Raw genomic sequence first — 24,869 nt, 5'->3', positions numbered from 1 at the left:
GTTGACGCGCCGGGGGAGCGCATCGTGTTCGACGGGAGGGACACACGGATGGCACCGCTTATTGGCCGACGAATGCGCAAGGGGGCGGCCACGACGGCGGTGGCGGCGGCCGCGATGGCCGCCCTCACCGCGTCCCAGGCGCCGGGATTCGCCAATTCCGACCATGGCGACCGGAACCGGGAGCAGCGGGCGGGGGAGGCACCGGCGCCGGACGACACCCCCATCGACGGTGGTTCCTCGTACCACACCGATCTGCCACCTCTGGTCACGCCCGACAAGCCGGGCTCCTCGATCGATCTGCCCGGACTCCCCGGGGGCAGCAGCACCAAGCCCGAGGCGGGCATACCCGCGAGCGTCCTCGCCGCCTACAAGAAGGCGGAAGCGACGCTGAGGGAGTCCAACCCCGGCTGCAATCTGCCCTGGGAGCTGCTCGCCGCGATCGGCAAGGTCGAGTCCGGCCAGGCCGGCGGGGGCAATGTGGGCGCCGACGGCACCACCGTCTCGCCCATCCTCGGCCCGGTCCTCAACGGCGACGGCTTCGCCCTGATCAAGGACACCGACGGCGGTGCCTACGACGGCGACAGTAGGCATGACCGGGCGGTCGGCCCCATGCAGTTCATCCCGTCCACCTGGGCCAGCTGGGGCCGGGACGGCAATGGTGACGGCGAGAAGGACCCCAACAACGTCTATGACGCGGCCCTCGCCGCGGGCGGCTACCTCTGCGCGAACGGCCGCGATCTGTCGGTCAAGGCCGACCTGGACCGCGCGATCCTCGGCTACAACCACTCGCGGGAATACCTGAACACCGTCCTGTCGTGGTTCGAGTACTACAAGCGCGGCACCCATGAGGTCCCCGACGGCACCGGTGGGATCCCCTCGGGGAACGACTCCGGCTCGGGCGACAAGGGCAAGGACCCGGGCAAGAAGCCGGGGAAGGGCGGCGGCAAGGGCCCCGGGAAGGGCCAGGAGAACGACGCCCACACCCTGCCCAAGCCCGACGACGAGCCCGACACCACCACCCCGACCCCGCCGGCCGACGGGAACGAGGGCACCCCCGGCACCGGAACCCCGACCCCGAAGCCCCCCACCACCCCGCCGTCCACCCCGAGCGGCACCAGCAAGCTCACCACCGTCGGCGCGAAGGAGCTGTCCACCACCGCGGGCACCGAGTTCGACCGGTCGCCGCGCGTCAAGGCCGTGAACACCGCGGGCAAGCCGGTGGCCAGTGCCCGGGTGCGGTACGAGATCCTCGGCGACACCGACACGCGCTTCCTCGGCCTGGTCAAGTCCGCCACCGTGCTGACCGCCGCCGATGGCACCGCCATCGCGCCGAAGCTGCTCGCGGGCGAGAAGACCGGCACCTTCACCGTGCGCGCCACCGCCGTGGGGCGCGAGGCCGCCCCGGTCGAGTTCACCGCCACCGTCAAGGCCCGGACCGTGCCGCAGGCCGACGCGCTGGCCCGGATCGGCGACAAGAAGCTCACGGCCCGGACCGGCGCCTCCTTCGCCGACGCGCTCACCGTCAAGGCCACCAACAAGGGCAAGATCATGGCGGATGTCCCGGTGACCGCCACCATGATCACCTCGGCGAAGGACCCCAAGCCCAACGACAAGGGGCCCTACTTCCTGGACGACAAGGGCAAGCCGGTGCGCACCCTGGCGGCCCTGAAGACCAACGGCCTCGGCCGGCTCACGCTGCCGGAGATCCTCACCGATGATCAGGCGGGCACCTTCCTGCTCCGCCTCACCGCCGAGGGCGGCGCCGTCCTGGACATCGAGCTGACGGTCACCCAGGCCCCCGCCGCGTAGCCAAGCGCTCCTCATACGGTTCACCGCACCGCCCCTGAGCCCCCACCGGGCCCAGGGGCGGTGTGACGCGTTCACGCCTGCGTGTTCTCATCTGCGCCCCCCGTTGCTACGGTGCCCCATCCCTGACGAAGCGTCAGGCAGCGCCTCGTACCGACCACGAGGAGGCCCCGTATGCGTGCCCTCGTCGCCGCCGCGATCGGACTCGCCGCCGCCCTCGCCATCGTTCTCACGGTGACGGCCATCGGCGCCCCCAGTGGTGAGACCTCCCCGGAACCCCTGCTCACCACCGTCCCCAAGCACCCCTGAGGGAGGGACATCCGCCATGCGCCGCAGAGCAAGCCTGGTGCTGCTGGCCTTCGCCGTCTTCTTCGCCGCCCTCGCGCCGCTGCTGCGCTGGTACGCCTATCCCAGGCTGGCCAAGATCCCGCCCAGCGAGTACCAGACGGCGGTGATGGAGGCCGGCCCGGCCACGCTGCTCGACTACGGCACGATGCAGCCCCGCACCGTTCCCAAGGTCAGCATCGTGCAGACGCTGCGCGGCAATGTGCCCGCCGCGAAGAAGGTCGGGAAGGCGACCGGGCGCGATGTCGTCGTCTGGGACACCCTGTCCTATGTGGCCGGGCCCGACGGCAAGATGGTCTCCAAGATCCCCGAGCGCTATGTCTTCGACGCCCACTCCCAGGACCCGGTGCACGCGGGCGGCGAACATGTCGACGGGGACGCGGTGCGCCGCGACGGCATCGAGTACAAGTGGCCGTTCCTCACCGAGAAGCGCGACTACCGCTACTTCGACGCCCAGACCCGCACCTCCGCCCCCATCCACTACAAGGGCACCCGGAACTTCCGCGGCCTGGAGGTCTACTACTTCGAGCAGACCATCCCCTGGACCAAGGTGCCGCTGCCCAAGACCATGCCGGTCGACGGCGTCACCCCCGAGACCGTCCGCAAGGCCGGCACCTCGCGCTGGTACAGCACCAAGCGGATGTTCTGGGTCGAGCCCACGACCGGTGCCCCGGTCAACGGGCAGGAGATCCACAAGGAGGAGCTGCGCGGCGGCACGCTGCTGGGCGACCGCGACCGGGTCACCGTCTTCTCCGGCCATGTGAAGATGCGCGAGGACTACATCCGGCACACGGTGGACATGGTCAAGTCCCAGCGCCAGCTGGTCCTGCTGCTCACGGCCTATCTGCCATGGGGCTTCCTGATCCTCGGGCTGGCCCTGCTCGCACTCGCGCTGTTGCTGGAGGCGCGCGGGCGCGCCGCGCGGCCGCCGTCCGCCCCGGCGGCGCCGACCCCGTTGTCAGTGGCGGGCCGTAGCGTATGACCATGCCCGTGAACAGCTGCGTCCCCGGCCCCGAACTCATCGGCCACATCGCCGACTTGGCGCGCCTGGAATGGACCCAGGGCGCCACGGCGGCCGCCGCGAAGCGCTTCGGCTGGGTGCCCGACGGCTCCCGCACGTCCTCGTACGCCACCAACACCGGGCACTATGTGCTCCCGGAGTGGTTCGGCGGGCCCGACGACGCGGACACCGAATGCATGATCCCGTTCTGTTACTACTACGAACCGGACGACTTCGACGCGGAGTTGCAGGCCGACGGGCTCGGCGGCAATGTCGACTGGCTCGCCGGGTACCACTCCGGCGACCCCGGCTGGGTCTTCGACCGCGAGGCCGACCGCTCCGGCTTCGACGGCCGGTGGCGCGCCGCCGTGGACGCCTTCGGCGAGCGCCTCGGCGAGCCGGAAACCGTGGTGCGGGACGAGAAGGGCGACCACCCGTGGAACTACGCGGCATGGCGCTGTGGCGGCAATGCGGTGGTGGTCGGCCAGTGCGTCGACAACGGCTCGTACATGACCTTCGAACAGGCGCTCATATGGGTCGGGCCGCACCCCGTGGACGAGGCGTTCCCGACGGGGGAGCAGTTCGCCCTGAGGCTGGAGTGCTGAGCGGGCGCGAGTGCTGAGCGGGCGCGAGTGCTGAGCGGGCCGGAGCGCTGAGCGGGCTGGAGCACTGAGCGGGCCTGGAGCGCTGAGCGGCGCGGCCGTCGCGTCAACTTCCGTCCTCGCGATTCGCTCGTGGTGGCCAAGCCGGTAGTGATCAGGGTGAGGGCGTGGCTAGCATGCCGCCCATGCCTGGCATCACGATTGAGTTCACCGAGCAGGAACTGGCCGAGCTGCGTGCCGAGGCGAGGGAGAAAGGCGTCGCGATCAAGCGGCTGGCGCACGACATACTGACCGAGGACGTGGTGCGGAGGCGTCAGAAGCAGCGCTTCGTCGAGGGCGCCGTGAAGTTCGCCCTGGCCTACAAGGCCGAGTTCGAGCGGGAGTTCCCGCACGGCATGCGGTGATCCTGTACGTCGATGCCGGTTGGGTGCTGAACGTCCAGGTCGAGGTCTCCCCGGTGAACACCCCGGTCCGGGACTGGGGTGCGCTGCACTGCATGACCGAGCGCCACCGCTACGAGCGGTTCGCGGGCGAGCCCTACTACGAGGAGGCCGCCGCCCGCGCCGCGACCTTTCTGCACACCTCACTGATCCTCGAGCCGTTCTCCGACTACAACGCCACGATCGGCGCGGCCTGCGCGCAGATGTACATGGAGGAGTCCGGAGAGCCGATCGCGCCCCCGCCGGGCGCCATGGTCAAACTGGTCCGCGACATACGGGAGAGCAGCGGCTTCCGCCTCGGCGAAACCGCCCGCCGCCTACGCGCCTGGGCCGACTGACCCCCGACAGCCGCGCTGCGCGGCTCCCTGGGCCCCGGATCTTCTTCTGCGTCCCCCACGGCTCGCCTTTGCCTGCGGCGTGCGGTTTGCCGTGTCTGTGGTCTGTCTCTGCCTGCGGCGTGCGGTTCGCCGCGCCTGCGGCCTGCCCCTGCCTGCGGCCTGCGGTTCACCGCGACTGCGGCTCGTCTCTGCCTGCGCCCCACGGCTCGCCGCGCCTGCGGCCTGCCTCCGCCCGCGGCCTGCGGCGGCCCCGGCCTACTGCGCCACGCGGCCCACTGCGCCGCTCGACCAACTCCCCCCCCGCGGCTCACAGGCCCCCGTGGCCCGGTCTCCCGCTGTCCCACTGCGCCGTGCGTCCCTGTACGGCGCGCCCGCTTGGCCGCGCGTTCCAGCGCCGCGCGTCCTACGGCGTCCCGTCGTCCCGCTGCGCCGCGTGGCCCACCGCGCTCCGCTGCTCACTGAGCGCCGGCGGTCGTGCGGCCTCTCGGCCGCATCGCTCAGCGGCGGGTGTTGGTGCGGCGGGTCGGCTCGGCCGTGGTCGGGTCCTCGGGCCAGGGGTGCTTGGGGTATCGGCCGCGCAGTTCGGCGCGGACCGAGCGGTAGCCGTCCTTCCAGAAGGACGCCAGATCGGCGGTGACCGCGGCCGGGCGTCCCGCCGGGGACAGCAGGTGGATCAGCAGCGGCACCCGGCCGCCCGCGATCCGGGGGGCCTCCTGCCAGCCGAACAGCTCCTGCAGCTTGGCCGCCAGTACGGGCCGGTCCGCGCCGTAGTCCACCCGCACCCGCGAGCCGCTCGGCACCTCGATCCGCTCCGGCGCCAGCTCCTCGAACCGCGCGGCCTCGCCCGTGGCCCACGGCATCAGCCGGGCCAGCGCCTGCCCGGCGTCCACCCGTCCCAGATCGGCGCGCCCGCGGGCCCGCGCCAGCTCCGTCCCGAGCCAGTCGTCCGCGCGGTCCAGCAGCGCCTCGTCGGAGACGTCCGGCCAGGCCCCGCCCAGCTCCCGGTGGAGGAAGCCCATCCGCTGCCGGACCGCCGCGGCCTGGGCCGACCAGCGCAGCAGCCCCGTGCCCTCGCGGCGCAGCCCGCCCAGCAGCGCCTGCCGCACCAGTTCCGGATCGGGGTCGGCCAGCGGCCGGGACACCAGCTCGATCGAGCCGAGCCGGGCCACCCGGCGCGCCAGGACGTCCCCGTCGGCCCAGCGCACCTCCTCGCCCTCCGAGGCCAGCGCCGCGGCCGCCGACCGGGCGGTGTCCTCGTCGGTCACCGCCGCGAGCCGCACCCGCGCCGACGCGGAGGCCACCGGCCGGTCCGCCACGGCCACCGCGAGCCATGGCGCCCCGCCCAGCCGCGAGCCGTCGCCCAGCTCCGCGCCCGTCCCGGCGGCCATGAGGTACGCCCGCTCGCCGCGCCGCCGGGCCACCCGCTCCGGGAACGCCAGCGCGGCCATCAGCCCCGCCACGGCGTCATCGCCGCGCCCCGGACCGGCACCGCCCCGCCCGCCGTCCGTACCCGAGGTCCCCGCGGCGGTCAGGGCGTGTTCGAGCCGCCGGGCCTCCTGGCGCCAGCGGGCGGCGTAGGGGTCGCCGCCGTGGCGGGCGGTGCGCCAGGCGGCCGCGAGGTCGTCGCCGTACTCCCTCGGGGGCTCCTCGCTCAGCAGGGCCACCACCTCGGCCGCCCGGCGCGCGCCGACCTCCTTCGCGCCGTCGATGAGCGCCCGCGCCAGGCGGGGGTGGAGGCCGAGGCGGGCCATCCGGGTGCCACGTTCGGTGGCCCGCCCTGCGGCGTCCACGGCGCCGATCGCGGTGAGCGTCTCGCGTGCGGCCGCCATCGCCCCGGCGGGCGGCGGATCGAGCAGGGCCAGCCCCGAGGCGTCCGGATCGCCCCAGCACGCCGTCTGCAGGGCGAAGGCCGTAAGGTCCGCACCGGCGATCTCCGGGGACGGGAAACGTGGCAGCCGGGCGTCCTCCGCCTCCGGCCAGCAGCGGTAGACCACCCCGGGCGCCTCGCGCCCCGCACGGCCCGCGCGCTGCCGGGCGGCGGCCCGTGACGCCCTTACGGTCGTCAGCGCGCTCAGCCCGCGTGCGTGGTCCATCCGGGGCTCTCGTGCCAGCCCGCAGTCGACGACGATCCGCACGCCCGGCACGGTCAGGCTCGACTCGGCGACCGAGGTGGCCAGCACCACCCGCCGTCGCCCGCCGTCCGCGCCCGCGAGCACCGCCTCCTGGACGGCGGCGGGCGCCCGCCCGTGCACCTGCAGGACCTCCACGTCGGCGAGCCCGCCCAGCTTCCCGGCCACCCGGGCGATCTCCCCGACCCCAGGCAGGAAGCACAGCACATCGCCCTCCCGCTCGCGCAGCGCCCGCCGCACCACGGCCGAGACATGGTCCAGCAGGGCGGGGTCCACCCGCATCCCGTGCGGCGGCCTCGCCGGGCGCTCGGGCGGCGCCCACACCACCTCCACCGGATGGGAGACCCCCGGCGCCGAGACGACCGGCGCGGGCTCCCCAGGGCCCTCCCCGCCGTCCGCCCCGCCGTCCGTCCCGCCGTCCGCCCCGCCATTCCCGCCGGTGCCGACTTGCCCGGCGGGCCCGCCGTCGCCGCCGTCCTCGCCGCCGCCGAGCAGCCGCGCCCAGCCCGCCGCGTCCGTGGTCGCGGACGCGGCGATCAGCCGCAGATCGGGGCGCAGGGCGGCCCGGACGTCCAGCAGGAAGGCGGCGGCCGTGTCCGCGTCCAGATGGCGCTCATGACATTCGTCGAGCACGACCACATCGACGCCGGCCAGCTCCTGATCGCGTTGCAGTCGCTGCAACAGCACCCCGGTCGTGACCACCTCGACCACGGTCCCGGGCCCGGCCTGCCGCTCGCCGCGCACGGTGAAGCCGACCCTGCCGCCCGGCCGCTCGCCCAGCAGCCACGCCATCCGCCGCGCGGCGGCCCGCGCCGCGATCCGCCGAGGCTCGGCCACCAGCACCCGCCGCACCGGCCCGCCGCCCACCAGCCCGGCGAGCACCAGCGGCACCAGCGTCGTCTTACCGGTCCCCGGAGGCGCGCACAGCACGGCGACCCCGCGGTCGTCGAGCGCGCGCAGCAGCTCGGGCACGGCTTCGCGTACGGGAAGGCGGTCCAGGGCCTCGGCGCGCACGTCCGCAGGCATGGTCAACCCCTCCGCCCCTCTGCCTCGATCCCGCTCAGTCCCGCTCGCACACGAAGATCGCCGTGCCCGGGATGAGGTTCCCTCGCAGGGGGGACCAGCCGCCCCACTCCTGGTGGTTCCACGCGGGCCACTCCGGTTCGATCAGGTCGACCAGCCGAAAACCCCCGGCCACCACGTCCCGCACCCGGTCGCCCAGCGTCCGGTGGTGCTCCACATAGAGGGCCTGGCCCGACTCGTCCTGCTCCACATAGGGCGTGCGGTCGAAGTAGGAGGCGGCGATGGACAGCCCCTCGGGCCCCGGTTCGTCGGGGAACGCCCAGCGGATCGGATGCGTAACCGAGAAGACCCACCGCCCGCCCGGCCGCAGCACCCGGCGCACCTCGCGCATCACCAGCACCGGCTCGGCCACGAACGGCACCGCCCCGTACGCCGAGCACGCCAGGTCGAACGAGCCGTCCCGGAAGGGCAGGGCGGTGGCGTCGGCCTGCACCAGCGCGACCCCGGCCGCGTCGCCGACCCGGGAGGCCCCGGAGGCCCGGGAGGCCCGGGAGGTCCCGGAGGCCCGGGAGGCCCGGGAGGTCCCGGAGGTCCCGGTGGCCTCTGAGGCCGCCGCCTCCGTGTCGATCCGCCGCGCGTGCCGCAGCTGCCGAAGCGAGAGGTCCAGCGCCACCGGCCGCGCCCCCCGCGCGGCCAGCCAGCGGGCGCACTGCGCGGCGCCCGCGCCCACCTCCAGCACATCGCGCCCCTTGAGTGCCTCCACCGGGCCCAGCAGCCCGGCCTCCGCCTCGTCCAGCCCCTCCGGGCCCCATATGAACCGGTCGTCGCCCAGGAAGGCGCCGTGCTCCTCCTGGTACTCGTCCGCGTTGCGGTCCCACCACCCCCGGCTGGCCCGGCTGCTCTCCGCCGTGTCGGCGGTCCGGCGGGTGGCCGTCGGCTCGGCGGCCTCCCCAGGGGTGCTGGGCTCGTGTTCTTGGACCATCGTGCGCGTCGTCGTACTCTCTGTATCGACCTGTGGCTGCGGGGCACGGTGAGAACCGCGTCGCAGTACGGACCATGCAATTTGCCGGGTTCGGGGCGTTATTCCCCACGTGTGCTCTTCGTGCATTGACCATGCCCGGCTGCCCCCGTATGCTACAAGTTGCGCTGCGGGCCTGTGCGCCTCGGACGGAGCAGGCCGCACTCGCATCTGTTGTATGTCCCCTCGGTTGTCGAGGCGCTCGCGCTTTTCGATCTCTGAAATCGGAAAGATTCGGCGTCTCCAAGGTCGTCCGGCTTCGGCAGTGTGATAAGGGTCCCGGCGTAGCAGTACCTACGACTTCATGTCCGTACCGGAGCCCTTTTCCACATGACGAGCAGCACCGAGGCAACCCGCACCACCCCGCAGGTGGCGGTCAACGACATCGGTTCCGAGGAAGCCTTCCTCGCCGCGATCGACGAGACGATCAAGTACTTCAACGACGGCGACATCGTCGACGGCGTCATCGTGAAGGTCGACCGGGACGAGGTCCTGCTCGACATTGGTTATAAGACCGAAGGCGTCATCCCCTCTCGCGAACTGTCGATCAAGCACGACGTCGACCCCAACGAGGTCGTCGCCGTCGGCGACGAGATCGAGGCCCTCGTTCTCCAGAAGGAGGACAAGGAAGGCCGACTGATCCTCTCGAAGAAGCGCGCTCAGTACGAGCGCGCCTGGGGCACCATCGAGAAGATCAAGGAAGAAGACGGGATCGTCACCGGTACCGTCATCGAGGTCGTCAAGGGTGGTCTCATCCTCGACATCGGCCTCCGTGGCTTCCTCCCCGCCTCCCTGGTGGAGATGCGCCGCGTCCGCGACCTGCAGCCCTACGTGGGCAAGGAGCTCGAGGCGAAGATCATCGAGCTCGACAAGAACCGCAACAACGTGGTCCTGTCCCGCCGCGCCTGGCTGGAGCAGACCCAGAGCGAGGTCCGCCAGACCTTCCTCACCACCCTCCAGAAGGGCCAGGTGCGCTCCGGCGTCGTCTCCTCCATCGTCAACTTCGGTGCGTTCGTGGACCTGGGCGGCGTCGACGGTCTTGTCCACGTCTCGGAGCTGTCCTGGAAGCACATCGACCACCCCTCCGAGGTCGTCGAGGTCGGCCAGGAGGTCACGGTCGAGGTCCTGGACGTCGACATGGACCGCGAGCGCGTCTCCCTGTCGCTCAAGGCGACCCAGGAGGACCCGTGGCAGCAGTTCGCCCGGACCCACCAGATCGGTCAGGTCGTCCCGGGTAAGGTCACCAAGCTCGTGCCGTTCGGTGCGTTCGTCCGCGTGGACGAGGGCATCGAGGGTCTGGTCCACATCTCCGAGCTGGCCGAGCGCCACGTGGAGATCCCGGAGCAGGTCGTCCAGGTCAACGACGAGATCTTCGTCAAGGTCATCGACATCGACCTCGAGCGCCGCCGCATCAGCCTCTCGCTGAAGCAGGCCAACGAGGCGTTCGGTGCCGACCCGTCCGTGGTCGAGTTCGACCCGACCCTGTACGGCATGGCCGCGTCCTACGACGACCAGGGCAACTACATCTACCCCGAGGGCTTCGACCCCGAGACCAACGACTGGCTCGAGGGCTTCGAGACCCAGCGCGAGGCGTGGGAGACCCAGTACGCCGAGGCGCAGCAGCGCTTCGAGCAGCACCAGGCGCAGGTCATCAAGTCCCGCGAGGCCGACGAGCAGGCCGCTGCCGAGGCGGGCAGCGCTGCCCCGGCGCCGGGCGGGCAGGCGGCCGGTGGTGGCGGTTCGTACTCCTCGGAGTCGGCCGACAACTCCGGCGCCCTGGCCTCGGACGAGGCGCTGGCCGCGCTTCGCGAGAAGCTGGCCGGTGGCCAGAGCTGACCAGCCGCCGCTAGTCGGCACCAGCTGAGCAGGTAAGGCTGAGCAGGTAAGGCCCGCTCCCCCTGGGGAGCGGGCCTTACGCATGCCCATGGCGCACACTGACCGAAACGGAGTCCACGGTCACGCCCCGGGAACCGTCGATCCTGATGCCCTCCTTGCCGCCGTGGACCGTGATCCCCGTGACGGTCCAGTACGAGGCGCCGTTCAGCCGCAGCCCATAGCCGCCGCTCGCGGTGAGGACCGCCTTCGGGGAGCCGGTGAGGGTGATCCGCGAGCCGGAGGTGCCGGAGGCGGTGATCTCGAAGCTGCCGTGGTACCTGCCGTCGGCGAGCCGGATCGTATCGCCGGGCCGGGCCCCGGCAAGGGCTTCCCTGAGCCCGTCCGCGTCATCGACGGAGATCGGGACGGCGGTGGCGGCGGGGGCCTCCCGCCCGGTCATGCCCGCCGCCATCAGCCCGCCGGTGGCGATCAGTCCGGTGGCGACGGCGGTGAGGAGAGCGCGTAATCGGGTGGGTGTGCGGCCGGGGGAGTGCATAGGAGGCTGCCTTCCTGTGCCGTGGCCAGAGGTGAACACGCTGGGTTCGGGACAGTGAACGCCGGATGACATGATGAACCGCTGACGGCTGGCGAAGATAGGCGTGCCGCATATGCGCGTCAACCCCGCGACGTGCGCCGACGTCGAGATCGGGCCGCTCCCGTTCGCCCCGGTGGGCCGTTGGAGACGTCGCCCAAGTGGGCGCCTCGGAGACCGGGTTCAGGGCCGCTCGGCCATCGAAGGTCCCGCCCGGGGAATGCCCCCGCCCCCGTTCGGTGTTCTTCGATGCGAACACGAGGAGGAGCGGTCACAGTGCATGATCCGCAGGAGTTGTACGCATGGGAACCGAGCGGGCTGGCGGAGGTCGACGCGATAGCCTCGCGGGACTCGGCCGGGCTGGTGCTGCTGTACCACTTCGACGGCTATATCGACGCCGGCGAGACCGGGGACCAGATCGTGGAGCGGCTGCTCGACGGTCTGCCGCGCAAGGTGGTCGCGCGTTTCGACCATGACCGGCTGGTCGACTACCGGGCCCGTCGGCCCCTGCTGACCTTCCAGCGCGACCGGTGGACGGCGTACGAGACCCCGAAAATCGAGCTGCATCTGGTGCGCGACGCGACCGCGGCCCCGTTCCTGCTGCTCACCGGCCCGGAGCCGGATGTGGAGTGGGAGCGGTTCGCCGCGGCCGTGGACCAGATGGTCGAGCGGCTGGGCGTCAGGCTCGCGGTGAACTTCCACGGCATCCCGATGGGCGTGCCGCACACCCGGCCGGTCGGCATCACCCCGCACGGCAATCGCACCGACCTGATGCCCGGTCACCGGGGCTATTTCGACGAGGCCCAAGTGCCCGGCAGCGCCGAATCCCTGATCGAGTACCGGCTCGCCGAGGCGGGCCGCGATGTGCTCGGCGTGGCCGTGCATGTGCCGCACTATCTGGCCCGGTCGGCCTATCCGGACGCGGCGCTCACCGCGCTGGAGGCCATCACGGCGGCCACCGGTCTGGTGCTGCCGGGGCCGACGCACGCCCTGCGCAACGAGGCCCTGAGGACGCAGGAGGAGATCGAGCGGCAGATCTCGGAGGGCGACGAGGAACTGGTCGCGCTCGTACGGGGCCTCGAGCACCAGTACGACGCGGTGGCCGGGGCCGAGAGCCGCGGCAATCTGGTCGCGGAGCCGGCCGAGCTGCCCTCGGCGGATGAACTGGGCGCGGAGTTCGAACGGTTCCTCGCCGAGCGCGAGGGCGACGGCGGAGCCTGACCGATGACCCCACCGGCGCGCCGTATAGCGTGGGCCCCATGCTGAACCTGGGGCTCACGGGCGGAATCGGCGCGGGCAAGAGCGAGGTCTCACGGATCCTGACCTCATTGGGAGCGGTGCTGATCGACTCGGATCGGATCGCTCGCGAGGTGGTCGAGCCGGGCACGCCGGGACTGGCCGCCGTGGTCGCCGAGTTCGGCCCCGAGGTGCTGACCGCCGACGGCCGTCTGGACCGGCCCAGGCTCGGTGGGATCGTCTTCAACGACCTGCAGCGGCTGAGCGCGCTGAACGCGATCATCCACCCGCTGGTCCGGGACCGCTCCGCCGAACTCCAGTCGGCGGCCGCGCCCGACGCCGTCGTCGTCCATGACGTCCCCCTTCTGGCCGAGAACAAGCTGGCGCCGCTCTACGACCTGGTCATGGTCGTGGATGCCACGCCCGAGACCCAGCTGGACCGGCTGGTGCGGCTGCGCGGCATGGCCGAGGACGAGGCGCGGGCCCGGATGGCGGCACAGGCCACCCGCGCGGAACGGCTGGCGATCGCCGATGTCGTGATCGACAACGATGGCCCGATCGAGGCGCTGGAGCCGCAGGTCGGAAAGGTCTGGGCGGATCTGGTGCGGCGGGCGGCGGCCACGGAGGGCTGAGCGGGGCGCGGAGCGCGCGGAGCGTCCGGGGTTGAGCCGGGGCGGGGCGCGCGGAACGGCCGGGGCCGAGCCGGGGCGCGCTGCGGAGCGTGCGGCGGCCCGTGGCGGAGCGTGCGGCTGGCGGAGCGTGCGGCGGCCCGTGGCGGGGAATGCGGCGTGCGGGGTGGTTGTTGTGCACCCCGTAGCGAACGATCATCCGTGACGGTTCATCCCATCCCCTCACTCCATCCACCGCCTCACCACCGAGTACGTACCCGGGGAAGGAAACGGCTGTGCCCGAGCCCACGCCCGAGACCCACGTCATCGACTTCCGCGCCGCCGAGCACCTGCTCGCCGCCCGAGATCCACGGGGCGCCGTCAAGCTGCTCGACTCGGTCATCAGCGCCCACCCCGAGAACACGGCGGCCCGGCTGCTCCGGGCGCGCGCGTTCTTCGGCGCGGCCCAGCTGCGCTCGGCGGAGCTGGAGTTCCAGCTCGTCCTGGAGCGCGAGCCGGACAACGCCTTCGCCCACTTCGCCCTGGCCCGCACCCTGGAGCGGGCCAACCGCCCGGCCGAGGCCACCCGCCACTTCCGGCTGGCCGCGGCGCTCGATCCGCGCCCGGACTTCGTGGAGGCGGCCCGGTTCGGCGAGAAGGGCGGCCGGGACGGATAGGCGGGGCGCGGGCTGAGCCCCCAGGCGCTCGCCGGGGCCCGGGTGCGGCCGTACGCGCCGGTGGGCGGGCGGCGGGCGTCCGTGCCCCCGGTCAGCGCCAGAGGGCGAAGCCGCCGAGGACCACCGCGCCCAGCAGCACCACCCCGCCGAGCCCGAGCGCCACTCCGCGCTGACGGGCGAAGTCGTACGGGTCGGCCTCCGGTCCCCGCCGCGCCTCCCGCCGCCCGTACGGCTCTCCGGTCCCGGAGAGCATCAGCCCGAGCGCACAGAGCGCGATGCCGATCGCCAGCACCCCCATGACGGCCCCCCTGTCGCGGCAGGTACTCAGCTGGTACTGGGCAGTATCCCCCGGAACGCGGTGCTCCCCGCCGTCGATATCCCGTCACCGCCGGAGCCGCGTACCCGCCTTACGGCGTCCACGCGCTCCGGGACGCCGATGCCTCACGGCGCCCACGCTTCAGCGGTGACGCCTCACACGGCGCCCACGCTTCAGCGGTGACGCCCTTACGGAGCTCGCCGCCGCCCTTACGGAGCCCTTCGCCGCCCGCGGCTGCGCCTGCGCTCGGCGATCGGTGCGTACGGCGGCACATCCCGGCCTGGCTGATAGTGCGGCCCCTGCCGGATATGCCGGATGACCAGGACGAGGTCGATCAGCGTGACGACGGCGAGCGCTCCGCAGGCCGCCGCCCACCCCGGTCGGCCCACGACCGCGAAGGCCACCGCGCCGCCGAGTGTCCACAGCAGCCCCCACGTGGCCAGCCCCAGCCGCATCCGCAGCGGACTGCGCGCGTGGATCGGCTCATCGCCCGTTCGGATCAGCCGCATCGGCATGGCACCGTATCTCCCGTTTTCGGCTGCTTCCTTATGTTTTCCGCCCTCTCGAATCTACCGCCCGGGGACGCCCACCGACACCTGAGATCATGTCGTGTGCATCCATACGGGACGGCATGGGACCAGGACGATGAGGAGCTGCCAGTGATCCGCCAGTCATGGGACGAAACAGCCGCCAAGCGGGCCCGCATCCGCGGCTGCCTGCTGGGCGGTGCGATCGGCGACGCCCTCGGCAACCCCATCGAGTTCCTGTCCCTGCGGTCGATCCGCGAGACCCATGGCACCGCGGGCGTCACCACCCTCGTCCCGGACGGCAGCGGAGTCGTGGGCCGGGTCACCGATGACACCCAGATGACGCTCTTCACGGCCGAGGGCCTGATACGGGCCCACGCCAGAACCTCCTCCAAGGGCCTCGAAGGGTCCGAGACTGCCGTCGTCCGCCATGCCTATCTGCGCTGGCTGGACACCCAGAACCACCCCGGGCCGCCGCCCGCCGAGGGCACCGGGGACCTGGTCCGCTCCGGCTGGCTGCGCACCCAGCCCTGGCTGTACGCCCGCCGCGCCCCCGGCAACGCCTGCCTCTCCGGCCTCACCGCGAAGCACGTGCCCGCCACGCGCGCTCCCCTGGACGGCACCCCCGGCCCGGTGAACACCGGCTCCAAGGGCTGCGGCACCGTGATGCGCTCGGCGCCGTTCGGCCTCACCGGGCTCGACCCCCGCGACTGCTTCGAACTCGCCGCCCGCTGCGCCCAGATCACCCATGGCCATCCGACGGGCTACTACGCGGCCGGTGCCCTGGCCGCCATGATCGCCTGCCTGCTCGACGGAGAGTCCCTCGAAGGCGCGACCCTGCGCACCCTGGAACTCCTCGCCCGCTACCCCGGCCACGAGGAGACCACCGCCGCCCTCCGCAAGGCGGTCGACCTGGCGGCCGAGGGCGATCCGACGCCCGAGAAGGCCGAATCGCTCGGCGGTGGCTGGGTCGCCGAGGAGGCCCTGGCCATCGCGGTCTACAGCGCCCTGGCCCGCACCCCCGCCCAGCAGATCCTGTACGGCCCCGGCGGCAAGATCAGCTACGACCCGGCGCCCCCGCGTACCCCCGTCCAGGCGGCCCTGCTGCTGTCCGTCAACCACTCGGGCGACAGCGACTCGACGGGCTCGATCTGCGGCAACATCCTCGGCGCCCACCACGGCGACCTCCGCCTCCCGCCGTCCTGGCTGTCCCTGACCGAGGGCCGCGGCACGATCGCCGAACTCGCCGACGACTTCGCCTCCGAGTTCCACCGTTCGGTGGAGCTGTACGAGCCCTACGACGACGTGGTCTTCCCCCGCGACCGCTACCCGCTCAGCTGACCGCCCCGGCGACTCAGACCGCTCCGGAGCCGTCCGTGCGGCCGCGCCGGAGCCGGCGCTGGAGCTTGTGGAGGAAGGGGAAGCGCTCGCGCTTCTCGCGGGCGCTGCGGTCGAGCTCTTCCATGAGCCGCTTGGAGCGCTGCTCCATGTCGAGTTCGTCGAGAATGCGGTCGATCTCCGCGAGCAGGGCACCGTGCAGCTGCCACTGGCGGGGGTGCTCCTGGACGCGGCGCAGCAGGAGGTCGGCGCCGCGGTCGCGGCCGGCGTGGGCCTTGACGAGCTCGCTGGAGAGGCGGGATTCGGCCTCCTCGGCGTTGGCGCTGACCTGGGTGGTGACCAGGACGGCGAAGCTCTCGATGGCGGCGGCGAGATGGACGAAGAGGTCCTTCAGGGCATCGGCCACGTCCGGGGGGAAGAGGGGTTCGTCCGTCCGCGCCCTGGCGAGGTCGGTCAGGGTGCGGGACATGACGCGCAGGATGACGGTGCAGATCTCCAGCGTGTCCAGGCCGGTGCGGAGCACCACGCGGTAGAGGAGGCCTTCCTTGACGCGGGGGTTGAGCCGCACACTGTCCTCCGCCTGCCGGAGGGCCGCGTCGACCTGGGAGATGTCGTGGTCGAGGCGGCGGGCCTCGTAGAGCCGGGCGGCGGCGCGGTCGACGGCGATCTGACTGCCCAGCTCCTCGCCGATGTGCAGCAGCAGCTGACGCATCCGGCGGGCCAGGTCCTCGATGGACTTGCCGGCCGTCTCGACCCACACCGGAGGCGCGAGGAAGAAGTTGAAGCCCATCCCGACACCGGCCCCGATGAGGGTCTCCAGCACCCGGTCCCAGGCGTAGGTGGTCACCTGCGTCACGCCCAGGACCAGCATGGCGCTGATCGCCACCTCCTGGACCCAGTCGCCCACGCGCGTGAGATAGCCGGCGGTCTGGGCGGCGAGGATGATCAGGCACAGGCTCCACCAGGTCAGCCCCACCAGCACGCTGAAGGCGATGGCGATCAGGACGCCCACGATCACCGCCTCGACCCTGCGGAGGCTTCTGGTGAGGGTCGCGTAGAGGGTGACCTGGACGACGAGGAGGGCGGTCAGGGGCGCGGTGAGGGGGGCGGGTTCCTTGCTGAGCTCGAGGGCGACGACGTAGGCGATGGTCGCGGCCGCCGTGGAGCGCATGGTCTGGACGACGACCGGGTCATGGCGTCGTTTGACGAGCTCCGCCAGTGGGTCGAGAACATCGGGCACGTACATGCCTCTTCCACGCCGAGGGGGCCGCCATGTCATCGGGTCTCGCGGACGGGTTAACGTGTCGGGCGTGATCAGCCCATTCAACGGAACGCAGGGGACGGGGGACGGCGCGGCGCTTCCCGGAAGCACCGGCCCGGCCGCCACCGTCGAGGCTCATCCGCGCCAGGTCGGGCGGGTACGGACGAGTTACGCACCCGATCCGGACGGGGACCCGGACCCCGGCGAGATCGTCTGGACATGGGTGCCGTACGAGGAGAACGACGGCCGTGGCAAGGACCGGCCGGTGCTGGTGGTCGCGCGGGAGCGGGCCGGGACGCTGCTCGCCGTGCAGCTGTCGAGCAAGCGGCACGACGGCGACCGCGAGTGGGTGCCGATCGGCGCCGGGCCGTGGGACCGCGCCGGGCGGGAGTCATGGGTCGATGTGGACCGGGTGCTGCGGGTGCACCCGGACGGGATGCGGCGCGAGGCGTGCGCGCTCGACCGGCCGCGCTTCGACCTGGTCGTGATGCGGCTGCGGCAGCGGTACGGCTGGAGCTGAGCGCGGCTCGGCGCGTCTCCGGCCGATGCCGAGGAAACGTCTCAGCCGTCGGCCAGGGCCAGCAGCTTGGTGACCGTGTTCCAGTTGCGGGCGGTGGCCGGCACCCCGAGCCGGGCGTTGGTGACCTTCGCCGCCAGCTTGGAGCGGCCGACCCCGTCCGGGCAGTGCAGGAAGATCTCGCGGCCGACGAGGCGGAACGCGTCCGGGGCGTAGGCGGCCGGATCCAGCGCGTCCAGCGCGGACGAGTCCGCGGGCACGTCCGCCAGGAAGACGACATGCAGGGTCTTCGGCTCGGCGACGGCTTCCGGATACGGGTTGGCCTCGATCACGGCGGCCAGCTCCTCGCGCGTACGGACCATGACGTCCACGGGAAAGCCGAGACCGGCGGCGAAGCGGTCCTCGAGGGTACGGGCCGTCTGCTCGGGTGGGGTACCGGGGTCGGCGAAGACGATATTGCCGGTCTGCAGGTGGACGGTGACGTCCTCGAAGCCCAGCTCGGCCATCAGCTCACGCTGCCGGGCCATGGGGAACTTCCTGTTCCCGCCCACATTGATGCCGCGGAGCAGCGCTATCTGAGATGCCATGGCCGGAGGGTACCTCTCTCGGAGCTCCTGGCTCCTGGCTCCTGGCTCCTGGCTCCTGGCTCCTGGCTCCTGGCCTCTGGCCCCTGGAGCCCACCGCCCCCGGGCCCACGGCATGATGGGGGCGTGCGGCTCGAAGCGATCACCTGGGAACGGCTGACCGACGCGACCGCCGACCGCATCGCCGGGCTGACGGCGGCGGACGGCAGCCCCTGGCTGAGAGTGGCCGTCGACGGGGCTCCGGCGGCGCCCACCGGCGAGCTGGCGCGGGATCTGGCCGAGGCGCTGCGCGTCCTCGGCCGACCGGCCCTGGTGGTCGCGGCGGCGGGGTTCTGGCGGCCCGCCTCGCTGCGCTACGAGTACGGGAAGCGGGACCCGGACGCGTACTACGACCGCTGGCTGGACACCGGCGCCCTGTGGCGCGAGGTCTTCGATCCACTGGAACCGGAGCCGGGCGGCACCGGGCGGGTACTGCCCGACCTGTGGGATCCGGAGACCGACCGGGCCACGCGCAGCCCGTACGCCGAACTTGCGCCGGGCGGGGTGCTGTTGCTGCACGGCGCGCTGCTGCTGGGGCACTGGTTCCCGTTCGACCTCTCGGTGCATCTGCGGCTGTCCCCGGCCGCCCTCGCCCGCCGCACCGACGAGGGCGACCGCTGGACCCTGCCCGCCTTCGCGCGCTACGAGGACGAGGTGGGGCCCGGTGAGGCGGCGGATGTGGTGGTGCGGATGGACGACCCCCGGCATCCGGCCTGGCACCGCCCGGAGCCGTAGCCGGGTACGTTTCGAGGCGGTGCGCAGGGGGTCGTGTCCGGGTTGGCGCGGAGGGGTCACTTCTTGGTCGGCGGGCATTCCTTCCAGGCGAAGTGATAGGTGGTGCTCACATCGCCGTCGGTCGAGTCCATGGCGATGAAGCTGGTCGTTTCCTGGGTGTTGGACGTTCCGGCGTTGACCCGCAACTCGGTGTTGATGTTGAAGTTGCGGAGTTCACCGCAGGGCGACCACACCACGGTGGCGATATCGGATACGTCGGTGGCCTGCCAGTTGTCGTCGTAGGCGCCGTTGTAGCTATGCGTGTTCGACGAGGTCTGCGACTGCCCCTGGAAGTAGTACGAGGCTTTCTGCGTGGCGGACGCGCCCTTTTCCAGATGGGCGAAACCACGGTAGTCGACACTGGCGATGGCGTAGGAAAAGCCCTGTGGCACATGTGTGACCAGACTCAGCTGACAGTTCTTTCTGAAGTCCGTCGGCTTGGATCCCTTGCCCACCTGCGCGAGATACTCGCTGTAGGTCACGGTGAAGGCAGTGTTGTCCGGGGAGACGGCGATCGCCGCGGTGCCCGCCGGGCAGCCCGACCCATTGACGGTGGCGACGGTGATCACGATCTTGTCGGGCGGCACGGTGTCGAACGGGGGTTGTGCATATGCCTGGGAAGTGAGCGTCGAGGCGAATAACGCTGCGACCACACCGCCTGCGTACAGAACACCGGGCATGATTCTCCATTCGATGGTGGATTTACCGGGCTACCGGACGGCGGAAGGGCATTCCTTCCAGGCGAGGTGGTAAACCGTGTTGACCCCGCCGTCCGTCGAGTCCATGGCCATGAAGCTGGTGGTGCCCGCAGGAGAGGTGCCGGCGCCGACCCGCAGCTCGGTGTTGACGTTGAAGTTGCGGTCCTGGCCGCAGGGGGCCCACACCAGGGCGCTGTAGTCGGTGCTGTCGGTGGTCTGCCAGTTGTCGTTGTACGGACCGCTGAAGTCATGGGTCCGCGACGCGGTGTCCGACGAGCCCTGGAAGTAGTAGCTCGCCTTCTCGGTGCCCTTGGCGCCCTTTTCGAGGTAGCCATAGCCCCGGTAGTCGACCTGGGCGATGGCGTAGGTGAACCCCTGCGGCACGTGCACGCCCAGGCTGAGCTGGCAGTTCTTACGGATGTCGGTCGGATCCGCGCCGGGGCCGACCTGGGCGAGATAGTCGCTGTAGGTCACGGTGAACGCCGAGTTGTCGGCGGCGACGGCCACGGCGGTGGTGCCCTTGGGGCAGCCCGAGCCGTTCACCGTCTTGACGCTTATCTGGATCTTTTCCGGCGGCCCATCAGGGGCCGAGGAAACTCCTTGGGTGGAAAGGGCCGAGGCGAATAGCGCCGCGGCCGCGCCGCCCGCGAGCAGAACACCGGACATGGCTCTCCAATTCGATCACTTGTGGGGACGTAGTTGAGCGATGAATTTCCGATGAGCGGGAAGAGCGAGGAAGGGCAAGGAAGAGCGGGGGGTGCGGGACGTGCGGGAAGTACCGGCAGAGCGGGTGGCACGCACGATCGGTGGAGCGGGAAGAGCTGAAGAGCGGAAGAGCGTTATCGCGCGGTACGGTTCGTACGGCCGAACGCAATGAGAGCCCCAGGCCCGGCTGGTGACGGAAAGCCAGGGCGATGGGCGCTCTTAAGATAAGGGTGATAGACAAGCACCACAAGACGGCCGCGGAATTCCGGAACAAGATATTTCCGTCCGGCCGGGAAGAACGATTCAGAAGAGCGGTTGCGGAAGAACGCCTTCCAGTGCCAGCAGGATGCGCTTGGTCTCCAGCCCGCCGCCGAAGCCGCCGATGCCCCCGCCGCTCTCCACCACTCGGTGGCACGGCACCACGACCGGCAGCGGATTGCTCCCCATGGCCATGCCGACGGCGCGGGCCGCGCCCGGCTCACCCACCCGGTCGGCGAGGTTCTGATAGCCGACGACCGTGCCATAGGGCACATGTGCGGCCAGCTCGCGCAGCACCCGGCGGTTGAAGCCGGTGATCAGGGACCAGTCCAGGGAGAGGGTGAACGCCTTGGCCTCCCCGGCGAAATAGCTCTCCATCTGCCGTATCGCCTCGGCGAGATGTCCGGCGCAGCGAGGTGCGCCGGACGGGGCGGCCACGGTGCCGGAGGCCGTGGGGGGCGCGGCGGTGGGCTCGGCGCCGAGGCGGCGCGTGAGCCTGGCGACGGCCTCGGCCGCCGTCTTCTCCTCCGCGTGGAAGACCACCTGGGCCAGCCCCTCGTCGGTGGCCGCGAGCAGCAGCGGGCCGATGGGCGTGGCCAGGACCGCCCAGGCCCAGGCGCGCGCGTCCGCACTCTCCGGGCGCCCCCGACGCTCCGGCCGCTTCCGCGGGTCCGGCTGTGTCTGCCGCTCTGCGATCGTCACGCGTTCAGCGTAGAACCCCCCACTGACAGCGCCACCGACAGCGCCGCCGACAGCGCCCCGCCGGTCGGCCGGCGGGGCGCCTCGTCAGGGGGAGCCGTGGATCACGAGGCGTCGTCGAGGGCGTCCCGGATCACATCGGGCTTGTTGGTGATGATGCCGTTCACGCCCATGGCCGCGACCGAGACCGCCGTCGGGCCGTCGTTGACGGTCCAGGTGTAGACCTCCAGCGGCCTGCCGTGCGCCCCGTCCACCGACCGCACCGCGGACACATAGTCGGCGTCGATGGTCGTGTAGCTGGGGTTGATCTGGTCGGAGAACTCGGCGTACTCCGGCAGGTCGGCGACGGCCGGGGTGCCCAGGAAGCCGGTCTTGACGTCCGGTCGCAGCCGGTGGACCGCCCGCATCGAGTCGGCGCTGAAGCTCTGGACGATCAGCCGGCGCTTGTGCCGGTGGTCCAGCCAGCCCTCTCTTCGCAGCTCCCGCAGCGTCTGGCGCTCGATCCCCGGATAGAGCTCGGGGGCCTTGAGCTCCAGCAGGAGCTTTTGGTGGTTGTCCGAAACCCGGTCCATGTACTCCTCCAGGGTGGGCACCGTCTCGCCCTGGAACTCGGGGCCGAACCAGCTTCCGGCGTCCAGCTTTTCGATCTCGTCGAGGGTGAAGTCGGAGATCTTCCAGGGCGCGCGGTCGGGGAAGATCTGCTCGACGTCGGTGGTCCGGTTCAGCGTGGTGTCGTGCATGACGATCAGCTCGCCGTCCCTGGTGCGCTGGACGTCGTTCTCCACCCAGTCGATGCCCAGGTCGTCGGCGGCGTCGACGGCGGCCAGGGTGTTCTCGGGGGCGTACGCGGAGGCACCGCGATGGGCCACGGTGACCGTGTGGTGGTGCGTCGTCCGGCCGGTGGCCTGGGCCGTGGCCGTGGGGAGGAAGAGCGCGGACATCCCGATGAGCGCGCCGGTTAACGCGGCGGCCGGGCGGATCTGCATACGGACTCCTCGCGTGGATTCTCGTCCGACTCATGGACGGGCAGAGGGTCCCAGATGCGCGGCAGTGGAGGATAGATGCCGGATGGGCGGAAAATTCGTGCCACGGGCGACATCAGGCGCATGATCGTCTGAATCCGGCCGGAGGGCCGGGGAGAGGGTGGCGCGGACGAGCGCTCAGCCGTTGTCAGTGGCGAGTCGTACGGTGGGTCTCATGCGGCCCGTAACTCAGCTCGAACGCAAGGTGGCGCCCTTCGAGGTCGTCAGCCCCTATCAGCCCAGCGGTGACCAGCCCACCGCCATCGCCGACCTCGACCGGCGCGTCCGCGCGGGGGAGAGGGACGTCGTCCTGCTCGGCGCGACCGGCACCGGCAAGTCCGCGACCACCGCATGGATGATCGAGAAACTTCAGCGGCCCACGCTGGTCATGGCTCCGAACAAGACGCTGGCCGCCCAGCTGGCCAATGAGTTCCGCGAGCTGCTGCCGAACAACGCGGTCGAGTACTTCGTCTCGTACTACGACTACTACCAGCCCGAGGCGTACGTCCCGCAGTCGGACACCTACATCGAGAAGGACTCCTCGATCAACGAGGAGGTGGAGCGGCTGCGCCACTCGGCGACGAACTCGCTGCTCACCCGGCGTGACGTGGTCGTGGTGGCCTCCGTCTCCTGCATCTACGGCCTCGGTACGCCGCAGGAGTACGTGGACCGTATGGTGCAGCTCAAGGTCGGCGAGGAGATCGACCGCGATCAGCTGCTGCGTCGCTTTGTCGATATTCAGTACAACCGCAACGACATGGCGTTCACCCGGGGCACCTTCCGGGTCCGCGGCGACACCATCGAGATCTTCCCGGTCTACGAGGAGCTCGCGGTCCGCATCGAGATGTTCGGCGACGAGATCGAGGCGCTCTCCACGCTCCATCCGCTCACCGGCGAAGTGATCAGCGACGACCAGGAGCTGTATGTGTTCCCGGCCACCCACTATGTGGCCGGGCCCGAGCGCATGGAGAGGGCCATCGCCGGGATCGAGGCCGAGCTCACCGAGACCCTTTCCCGGATGGAGAAGCAGGGCAAGCTGCTGGAGGCCCAGCGGCTGCGGATGCGCACCACCTACGACATCGAGATGATGCGGCAGATCGGCACCTGCTCCGGCATCGAGAACTACTCGCTGCACATCGACGGCCGTGAGACCGGATCCCCGCCGCACACCCTGCTGGACTACTTCCCGGAGGACTTCCTCCTGGTCATCGACGAGTCGCATGTCACGGTGCCGCAGATCGGCGCGATGTACGAGGGCGACGCCTCCCGGAAGCGGACCCTGATCGAGCACGGCTTCCGGCTGCCCTCCGCGCTGGACAACCGCCCGCTGAAGTGGGAGGAGTTCCTGAAGCGCGTCGGCCAGACGGTCTATCTCTCGGCCACCCCGGGGACGTACGAGATGTCTCGCGGCGACGGCTTCGTGGAGCAGATCATCCGCCCGACCGGCCTGGTCGACCCGGAGGTCGTCGTCAAGCCGACCGAGGGCCAGATCGACGATCTCATCCATGAGATCCGCATCCGCACCGAGAAGGACGAGCGCGTCCTGGTCACCACCCTCACCAAGAAGATGGCCGAGGACCTCACCGACTACATGCTCGAGCTGGGCATCCAGGTGCGCTATCTGCACAGCGATGTGGACACCCTGCGCCGGGTCGAGCTGCTGCGCGAGCTGCGCGCCGGTGAGTTCGACGTGCTGGTGGGCATCAACCTGCTGCGGGAGGGCCTCGACCTTCCGGAGGTCTCGCTGGTCGCCATCCTCGATGCCGACAAGGAGGGCTTCCTGCGCTCGGGCACCTCGCTGATCCAGACCATCGGCCGTGCCGCCCGTAACGTCTCGGGCCAGGTGCATATGTACGCCGACAAGGTCACCCCGGCGATGGCGAAGGCCATCGACGAGACCAACCGCCGCCGCGAGAAGCAGGTCGCGTTCAACAAGGCCAACAAGATCGATCCGCAGCCGCTGCGGAAGAAGATCAACGACATCGTGGCCCAGATCGCCCGCGAGGACGTCGACACGGAGGAGCTGCTCGGCACCGGCTACCGCAAGACGAAGGACGGCAAGGGCGCGAAGGCGGCCGAGCCGGCGGCCGGCGGCAAGGCGGCCAAGGGCGGCAAGGCCAAGGCCGCCAAGGGCAAGGCCAAGGAGGAGGTGCTGACCGACCGGCCCGCGGCCGAGCTCGCCGAGCAGATCGAGGAGATGACCGACCGCATGCGGGCCGCTGCGGCGGAGCTCCAGTTCGAGGTGGCGGCCCGACTGCGCGACGAGGTCTCGGAGTTGAAGAAGGAGCTGCGGCAGATGAGGGAGGCCGGAGTTTCCTGATCACCGGACGCCCCGGGTCCTCACCGGGGCGCCCGTGGGTTCCCTGTGTTGCAAGACCGACACAAAAGTCCGCTCGTCCGGCCGGAGCCCTGGCCACAGTGCATAGGGTTTTCGGAAGGGCCGTGCGTACGGCGCGGCCACGGCCGCACACCGCGGCGGCCACGGGGAATCGAGAGACGAGA

The 24,869-nt window shown here is 71.3% G+C and carries 25 protein-coding genes; 14 read left to right on the top strand and 11 right to left on the bottom strand.

The window, feature by feature from the left end; all coding sequences use genetic code 11:
• Positions 1–48: 48 nt before the first annotated feature.
• The 6 genes from J2Z30_RS00930 (at position 49) to J2Z30_RS00905 (ending at position 4,531) form a co-directional block, all read left to right on the top strand.
• Positions 49–1,809, top strand: coding sequence for a lytic transglycosylase domain-containing protein (locus J2Z30_RS00930; RefSeq protein ID WP_044577105.1), 1,761 nt, complete (start codon positions 49–51; stop codon positions 1,807–1,809).
• A gap of 171 nt (positions 1,810–1,980) precedes the next feature.
• Positions 1,981–2,115 (top strand): SPW_0924 family protein, encoded by a 135-nt coding sequence (locus tag J2Z30_RS00925; protein WP_020872169.1) that lies wholly within the window; start codon positions 1,981–1,983, stop codon positions 2,113–2,115.
• Positions 2,116–2,131: 16 nt separating this feature from the next.
• Entirely contained in the window at positions 2,132–3,133 is a 1,002-nt protein-coding gene (pgfA, locus tag J2Z30_RS00920) for a cell envelope lipid trafficking protein PgfA (RefSeq protein ID WP_044577107.1), read from the top strand.
• A gap of 2 nt (positions 3,134–3,135) precedes the next feature.
• Positions 3,136–3,756, top strand: a complete 621-nt coding sequence (locus J2Z30_RS00915) for a hypothetical protein (protein WP_245387423.1) — start codon at positions 3,136–3,138, stop codon at positions 3,754–3,756.
• A gap of 182 nt (positions 3,757–3,938) precedes the next feature.
• A complete protein-coding gene (locus J2Z30_RS00910) occupies positions 3,939–4,157 on the top strand; it encodes a hypothetical protein (RefSeq protein WP_020872172.1) in 219 nt (72 codons plus the stop codon).
• Between the two features lie 23 nt (positions 4,158–4,180).
• Positions 4,181–4,531, top strand: coding sequence for a hypothetical protein (locus J2Z30_RS00905; RefSeq protein WP_308279607.1), 351 nt, complete (start codon positions 4,181–4,183; stop codon positions 4,529–4,531).
• 497 nt (positions 4,532–5,028) lie between these two features.
• On the opposite strand, the gene hrpB is transcribed toward J2Z30_RS00905, so the two are convergent.
• Together hrpB and J2Z30_RS00895 are read right to left on the bottom strand one after the other, a co-directional pair.
• Positions 5,029–7,686, bottom strand: coding sequence for an ATP-dependent helicase HrpB (gene hrpB, locus J2Z30_RS00900; protein WP_044577113.1), 2,658 nt, complete (start codon positions 7,684–7,686; stop codon positions 5,029–5,031).
• Positions 7,687–7,720: 34 nt separating this feature from the next.
• Positions 7,721–8,665, bottom strand: coding sequence for a class I SAM-dependent methyltransferase (locus J2Z30_RS00895; RefSeq protein ID WP_044577115.1), 945 nt, complete (start codon positions 8,663–8,665; stop codon positions 7,721–7,723).
• 366 nt (positions 8,666–9,031) lie between these two features.
• Between J2Z30_RS00895 and rpsA the strand changes: the two genes are divergently transcribed.
• Positions 9,032–10,537: a 30S ribosomal protein S1 gene (gene rpsA / locus J2Z30_RS00890; protein WP_044577117.1), complete on the top strand. Its 1,506-nt coding sequence runs from the start codon at positions 9,032–9,034 to the stop codon at positions 10,535–10,537.
• Positions 10,538–10,613: 76 nt separating this feature from the next.
• On the opposite strand, the gene J2Z30_RS00885 is transcribed toward rpsA, so the two are convergent.
• Positions 10,614–11,072: a right-handed parallel beta-helix repeat-containing protein gene (locus J2Z30_RS00885; RefSeq protein WP_044577119.1), complete on the bottom strand. Its 459-nt coding sequence runs from the start codon at positions 11,070–11,072 to the stop codon at positions 10,614–10,616.
• A gap of 312 nt (positions 11,073–11,384) precedes the next feature.
• Between J2Z30_RS00885 and J2Z30_RS00880 the strand changes: the two genes are divergently transcribed.
• The 3 genes from J2Z30_RS00880 (at position 11,385) to J2Z30_RS00870 (ending at position 13,629) form a co-directional block, all read left to right on the top strand.
• Positions 11,385–12,329: a PAC2 family protein gene (locus J2Z30_RS00880; RefSeq protein ID WP_044577120.1), complete on the top strand. Its 945-nt coding sequence runs from the start codon at positions 11,385–11,387 to the stop codon at positions 12,327–12,329.
• 38 nt (positions 12,330–12,367) lie between these two features.
• Positions 12,368–12,976, top strand: coding sequence for a dephospho-CoA kinase (gene coaE / locus J2Z30_RS00875; RefSeq protein ID WP_044577123.1), 609 nt, complete (start codon positions 12,368–12,370; stop codon positions 12,974–12,976).
• 272 nt (positions 12,977–13,248) lie between these two features.
• On the top strand, positions 13,249–13,629 hold the full coding sequence (locus J2Z30_RS00870; RefSeq protein ID WP_044577125.1) for a tetratricopeptide repeat protein: 381 nt from the start codon (positions 13,249–13,251) through the stop codon (positions 13,627–13,629).
• A 91-nt stretch (positions 13,630–13,720) separates the two neighbouring features.
• Here J2Z30_RS00870 and J2Z30_RS00865 read toward each other — a convergent pair whose 3' ends face one another.
• A complete protein-coding gene (locus J2Z30_RS00865; protein WP_044577126.1) occupies positions 13,721–13,927 on the bottom strand; it encodes a hypothetical protein in 207 nt (68 codons plus the stop codon).
• Between the two features lie 227 nt (positions 13,928–14,154).
• Positions 14,155–14,460 carry a DUF6343 family protein gene (locus tag J2Z30_RS00860; RefSeq protein ID WP_044577128.1) on the bottom strand — a complete coding sequence of 102 codons (306 nt, stop codon included), beginning with the start codon at positions 14,458–14,460 and terminating at the stop codon, positions 14,155–14,157.
• A 144-nt stretch (positions 14,461–14,604) separates the two neighbouring features.
• Between J2Z30_RS00860 and J2Z30_RS00855 the strand changes: the two genes are divergently transcribed.
• Positions 14,605–15,813 (top strand): ADP-ribosylglycohydrolase family protein, encoded by a 1,209-nt coding sequence (locus tag J2Z30_RS00855; RefSeq protein ID WP_044577129.1) that lies wholly within the window; start codon positions 14,605–14,607, stop codon positions 15,811–15,813.
• Between the two features lie 13 nt (positions 15,814–15,826).
• Here J2Z30_RS00855 and J2Z30_RS00850 read toward each other — a convergent pair whose 3' ends face one another.
• The gene (locus J2Z30_RS00850) at positions 15,827–17,056 is read right to left on the bottom strand and encodes an FUSC family protein (protein WP_044577131.1); all 1,230 of its coding nucleotides are present in this window, start codon (positions 17,054–17,056) and stop codon (positions 15,827–15,829) included.
• 64 nt (positions 17,057–17,120) lie between these two features.
• On the opposite strand from J2Z30_RS00850, the gene J2Z30_RS00845 reads away from it, so the two are divergent.
• Positions 17,121–17,591, top strand: coding sequence for a type II toxin-antitoxin system PemK/MazF family toxin (locus J2Z30_RS00845; protein WP_308279605.1), 471 nt, complete (start codon positions 17,121–17,123; stop codon positions 17,589–17,591).
• Between the two features lie 41 nt (positions 17,592–17,632).
• On the opposite strand, the gene J2Z30_RS00840 is transcribed toward J2Z30_RS00845, so the two are convergent.
• Positions 17,633–18,175, bottom strand: a complete 543-nt coding sequence (locus J2Z30_RS00840; RefSeq protein ID WP_044577132.1) for a DUF1697 domain-containing protein — start codon at positions 18,173–18,175, stop codon at positions 17,633–17,635.
• A 123-nt stretch (positions 18,176–18,298) separates the two neighbouring features.
• On the opposite strand from J2Z30_RS00840, the gene J2Z30_RS00835 reads away from it, so the two are divergent.
• A complete protein-coding gene (locus J2Z30_RS00835; protein WP_044577135.1) occupies positions 18,299–18,946 on the top strand; it encodes a nucleoside/nucleotide kinase family protein in 648 nt (215 codons plus the stop codon).
• Positions 18,947–19,002: 56 nt separating this feature from the next.
• On the opposite strand, the gene J2Z30_RS00830 is transcribed toward J2Z30_RS00835, so the two are convergent.
• From J2Z30_RS00830 to J2Z30_RS00815, 4 genes are all read right to left on the bottom strand, one after another.
• Complete coding sequence (locus J2Z30_RS00830; protein ID WP_044577138.1) at positions 19,003–19,665, bottom strand: DUF4360 domain-containing protein; 663 nt, start codon at positions 19,663–19,665, stop codon at positions 19,003–19,005.
• A gap of 30 nt (positions 19,666–19,695) precedes the next feature.
• Entirely contained in the window at positions 19,696–20,349 is a 654-nt protein-coding gene (locus tag J2Z30_RS00825) for a DUF4360 domain-containing protein (RefSeq protein ID WP_020872188.1), read from the bottom strand.
• Between the two features lie 342 nt (positions 20,350–20,691).
• Positions 20,692–21,348, bottom strand: a complete 657-nt coding sequence (locus J2Z30_RS00820) for a methylated-DNA--[protein]-cysteine S-methyltransferase (RefSeq protein WP_078956962.1) — start codon at positions 21,346–21,348, stop codon at positions 20,692–20,694.
• 101 nt (positions 21,349–21,449) lie between these two features.
• Positions 21,450–22,331 (bottom strand): glycerophosphodiester phosphodiesterase, encoded by an 882-nt coding sequence (locus J2Z30_RS00815; RefSeq protein WP_044577141.1) that lies wholly within the window; start codon positions 22,329–22,331, stop codon positions 21,450–21,452.
• Positions 22,332–22,542: 211 nt separating this feature from the next.
• On the opposite strand from J2Z30_RS00815, the gene uvrB reads away from it, so the two are divergent.
• Positions 22,543–24,687, top strand: a complete 2,145-nt coding sequence (uvrB, locus tag J2Z30_RS00810) for an excinuclease ABC subunit UvrB (RefSeq protein ID WP_044577143.1) — start codon at positions 22,543–22,545, stop codon at positions 24,685–24,687.
• Positions 24,688–24,869 lie beyond the last annotated feature (182 nt).

The sequence above is a fragment of the Streptomyces iranensis genome, assembly GCF_017874715.1.
GTDB classification, from domain to species: domain Bacteria; phylum Actinomycetota; class Actinomycetes; order Streptomycetales; family Streptomycetaceae; genus Streptomyces; species Streptomyces iranensis.
The sequence above is the reverse complement of the archived record's forward strand: the minus strand, read 5'-3'. Positions and strand labels throughout refer to the sequence as shown.

Bases quoted from the DNA above. Each gene is read 5' to 3' on its own strand.
- J2Z30_RS00930 (WP_044577105.1), top strand. From the start codon at position 49: ATGGCACCGCTTATTGGCCGACGAATGCGCAAGGGGGCGGCCACGACG.
- J2Z30_RS00925 (WP_020872169.1), top strand. From the start codon at position 1,981: ATGCGTGCCCTCGTCGCCGCCGCGATCGGACTCGCCGCCGCCCTCGCC.
- pgfA (WP_044577107.1), top strand. From the start codon at position 2,132: ATGCGCCGCAGAGCAAGCCTGGTGCTGCTGGCCTTCGCCGTCTTCTTC.
- J2Z30_RS00915 (WP_245387423.1), top strand. From the start codon at position 3,136: ATGCCCGTGAACAGCTGCGTCCCCGGCCCCGAACTCATCGGCCACATC.
- J2Z30_RS00910 (WP_020872172.1), top strand. From the start codon at position 3,939: ATGCCTGGCATCACGATTGAGTTCACCGAGCAGGAACTGGCCGAGCTG.
- hrpB (WP_044577113.1), bottom strand. From the start codon at position 7,686: ATGCCTGCGGACGTGCGCGCCGAGGCCCTGGACCGCCTTCCCGTACGC.
- J2Z30_RS00895 (WP_044577115.1), bottom strand. From the start codon at position 8,665: ATGGTCCAAGAACACGAGCCCAGCACCCCTGGGGAGGCCGCCGAGCCG.
- rpsA (WP_044577117.1), top strand. From the start codon at position 9,032: ATGACGAGCAGCACCGAGGCAACCCGCACCACCCCGCAGGTGGCGGTC.
- J2Z30_RS00885 (WP_044577119.1), bottom strand. From the start codon at position 11,072: ATGCACTCCCCCGGCCGCACACCCACCCGATTACGCGCTCTCCTCACC.
- coaE (WP_044577123.1), top strand. From the start codon at position 12,368: ATGCTGAACCTGGGGCTCACGGGCGGAATCGGCGCGGGCAAGAGCGAG.
- J2Z30_RS00865 (WP_044577126.1), bottom strand. From the start codon at position 13,927: ATGGGGGTGCTGGCGATCGGCATCGCGCTCTGTGCGCTCGGGCTGATG.
- J2Z30_RS00860 (WP_044577128.1), bottom strand. From the start codon at position 14,460: ATGCCGATGCGGCTGATCCGAACGGGCGATGAGCCGATCCACGCGCGC.
- J2Z30_RS00850 (WP_044577131.1), bottom strand. From the start codon at position 17,056: ATGTACGTGCCCGATGTTCTCGACCCACTGGCGGAGCTCGTCAAACGA.
- J2Z30_RS00840 (WP_044577132.1), bottom strand. From the start codon at position 18,175: ATGGCATCTCAGATAGCGCTGCTCCGCGGCATCAATGTGGGCGGGAAC.
- J2Z30_RS00830 (WP_044577138.1), bottom strand. From the start codon at position 19,665: ATGCCCGGTGTTCTGTACGCAGGCGGTGTGGTCGCAGCGTTATTCGCC.
- J2Z30_RS00825 (WP_020872188.1), bottom strand. From the start codon at position 20,349: ATGTCCGGTGTTCTGCTCGCGGGCGGCGCGGCCGCGGCGCTATTCGCC.
- J2Z30_RS00815 (WP_044577141.1), bottom strand. From the start codon at position 22,331: ATGCAGATCCGCCCGGCCGCCGCGTTAACCGGCGCGCTCATCGGGATG.
- uvrB (WP_044577143.1), top strand. From the start codon at position 22,543: ATGCGGCCCGTAACTCAGCTCGAACGCAAGGTGGCGCCCTTCGAGGTC.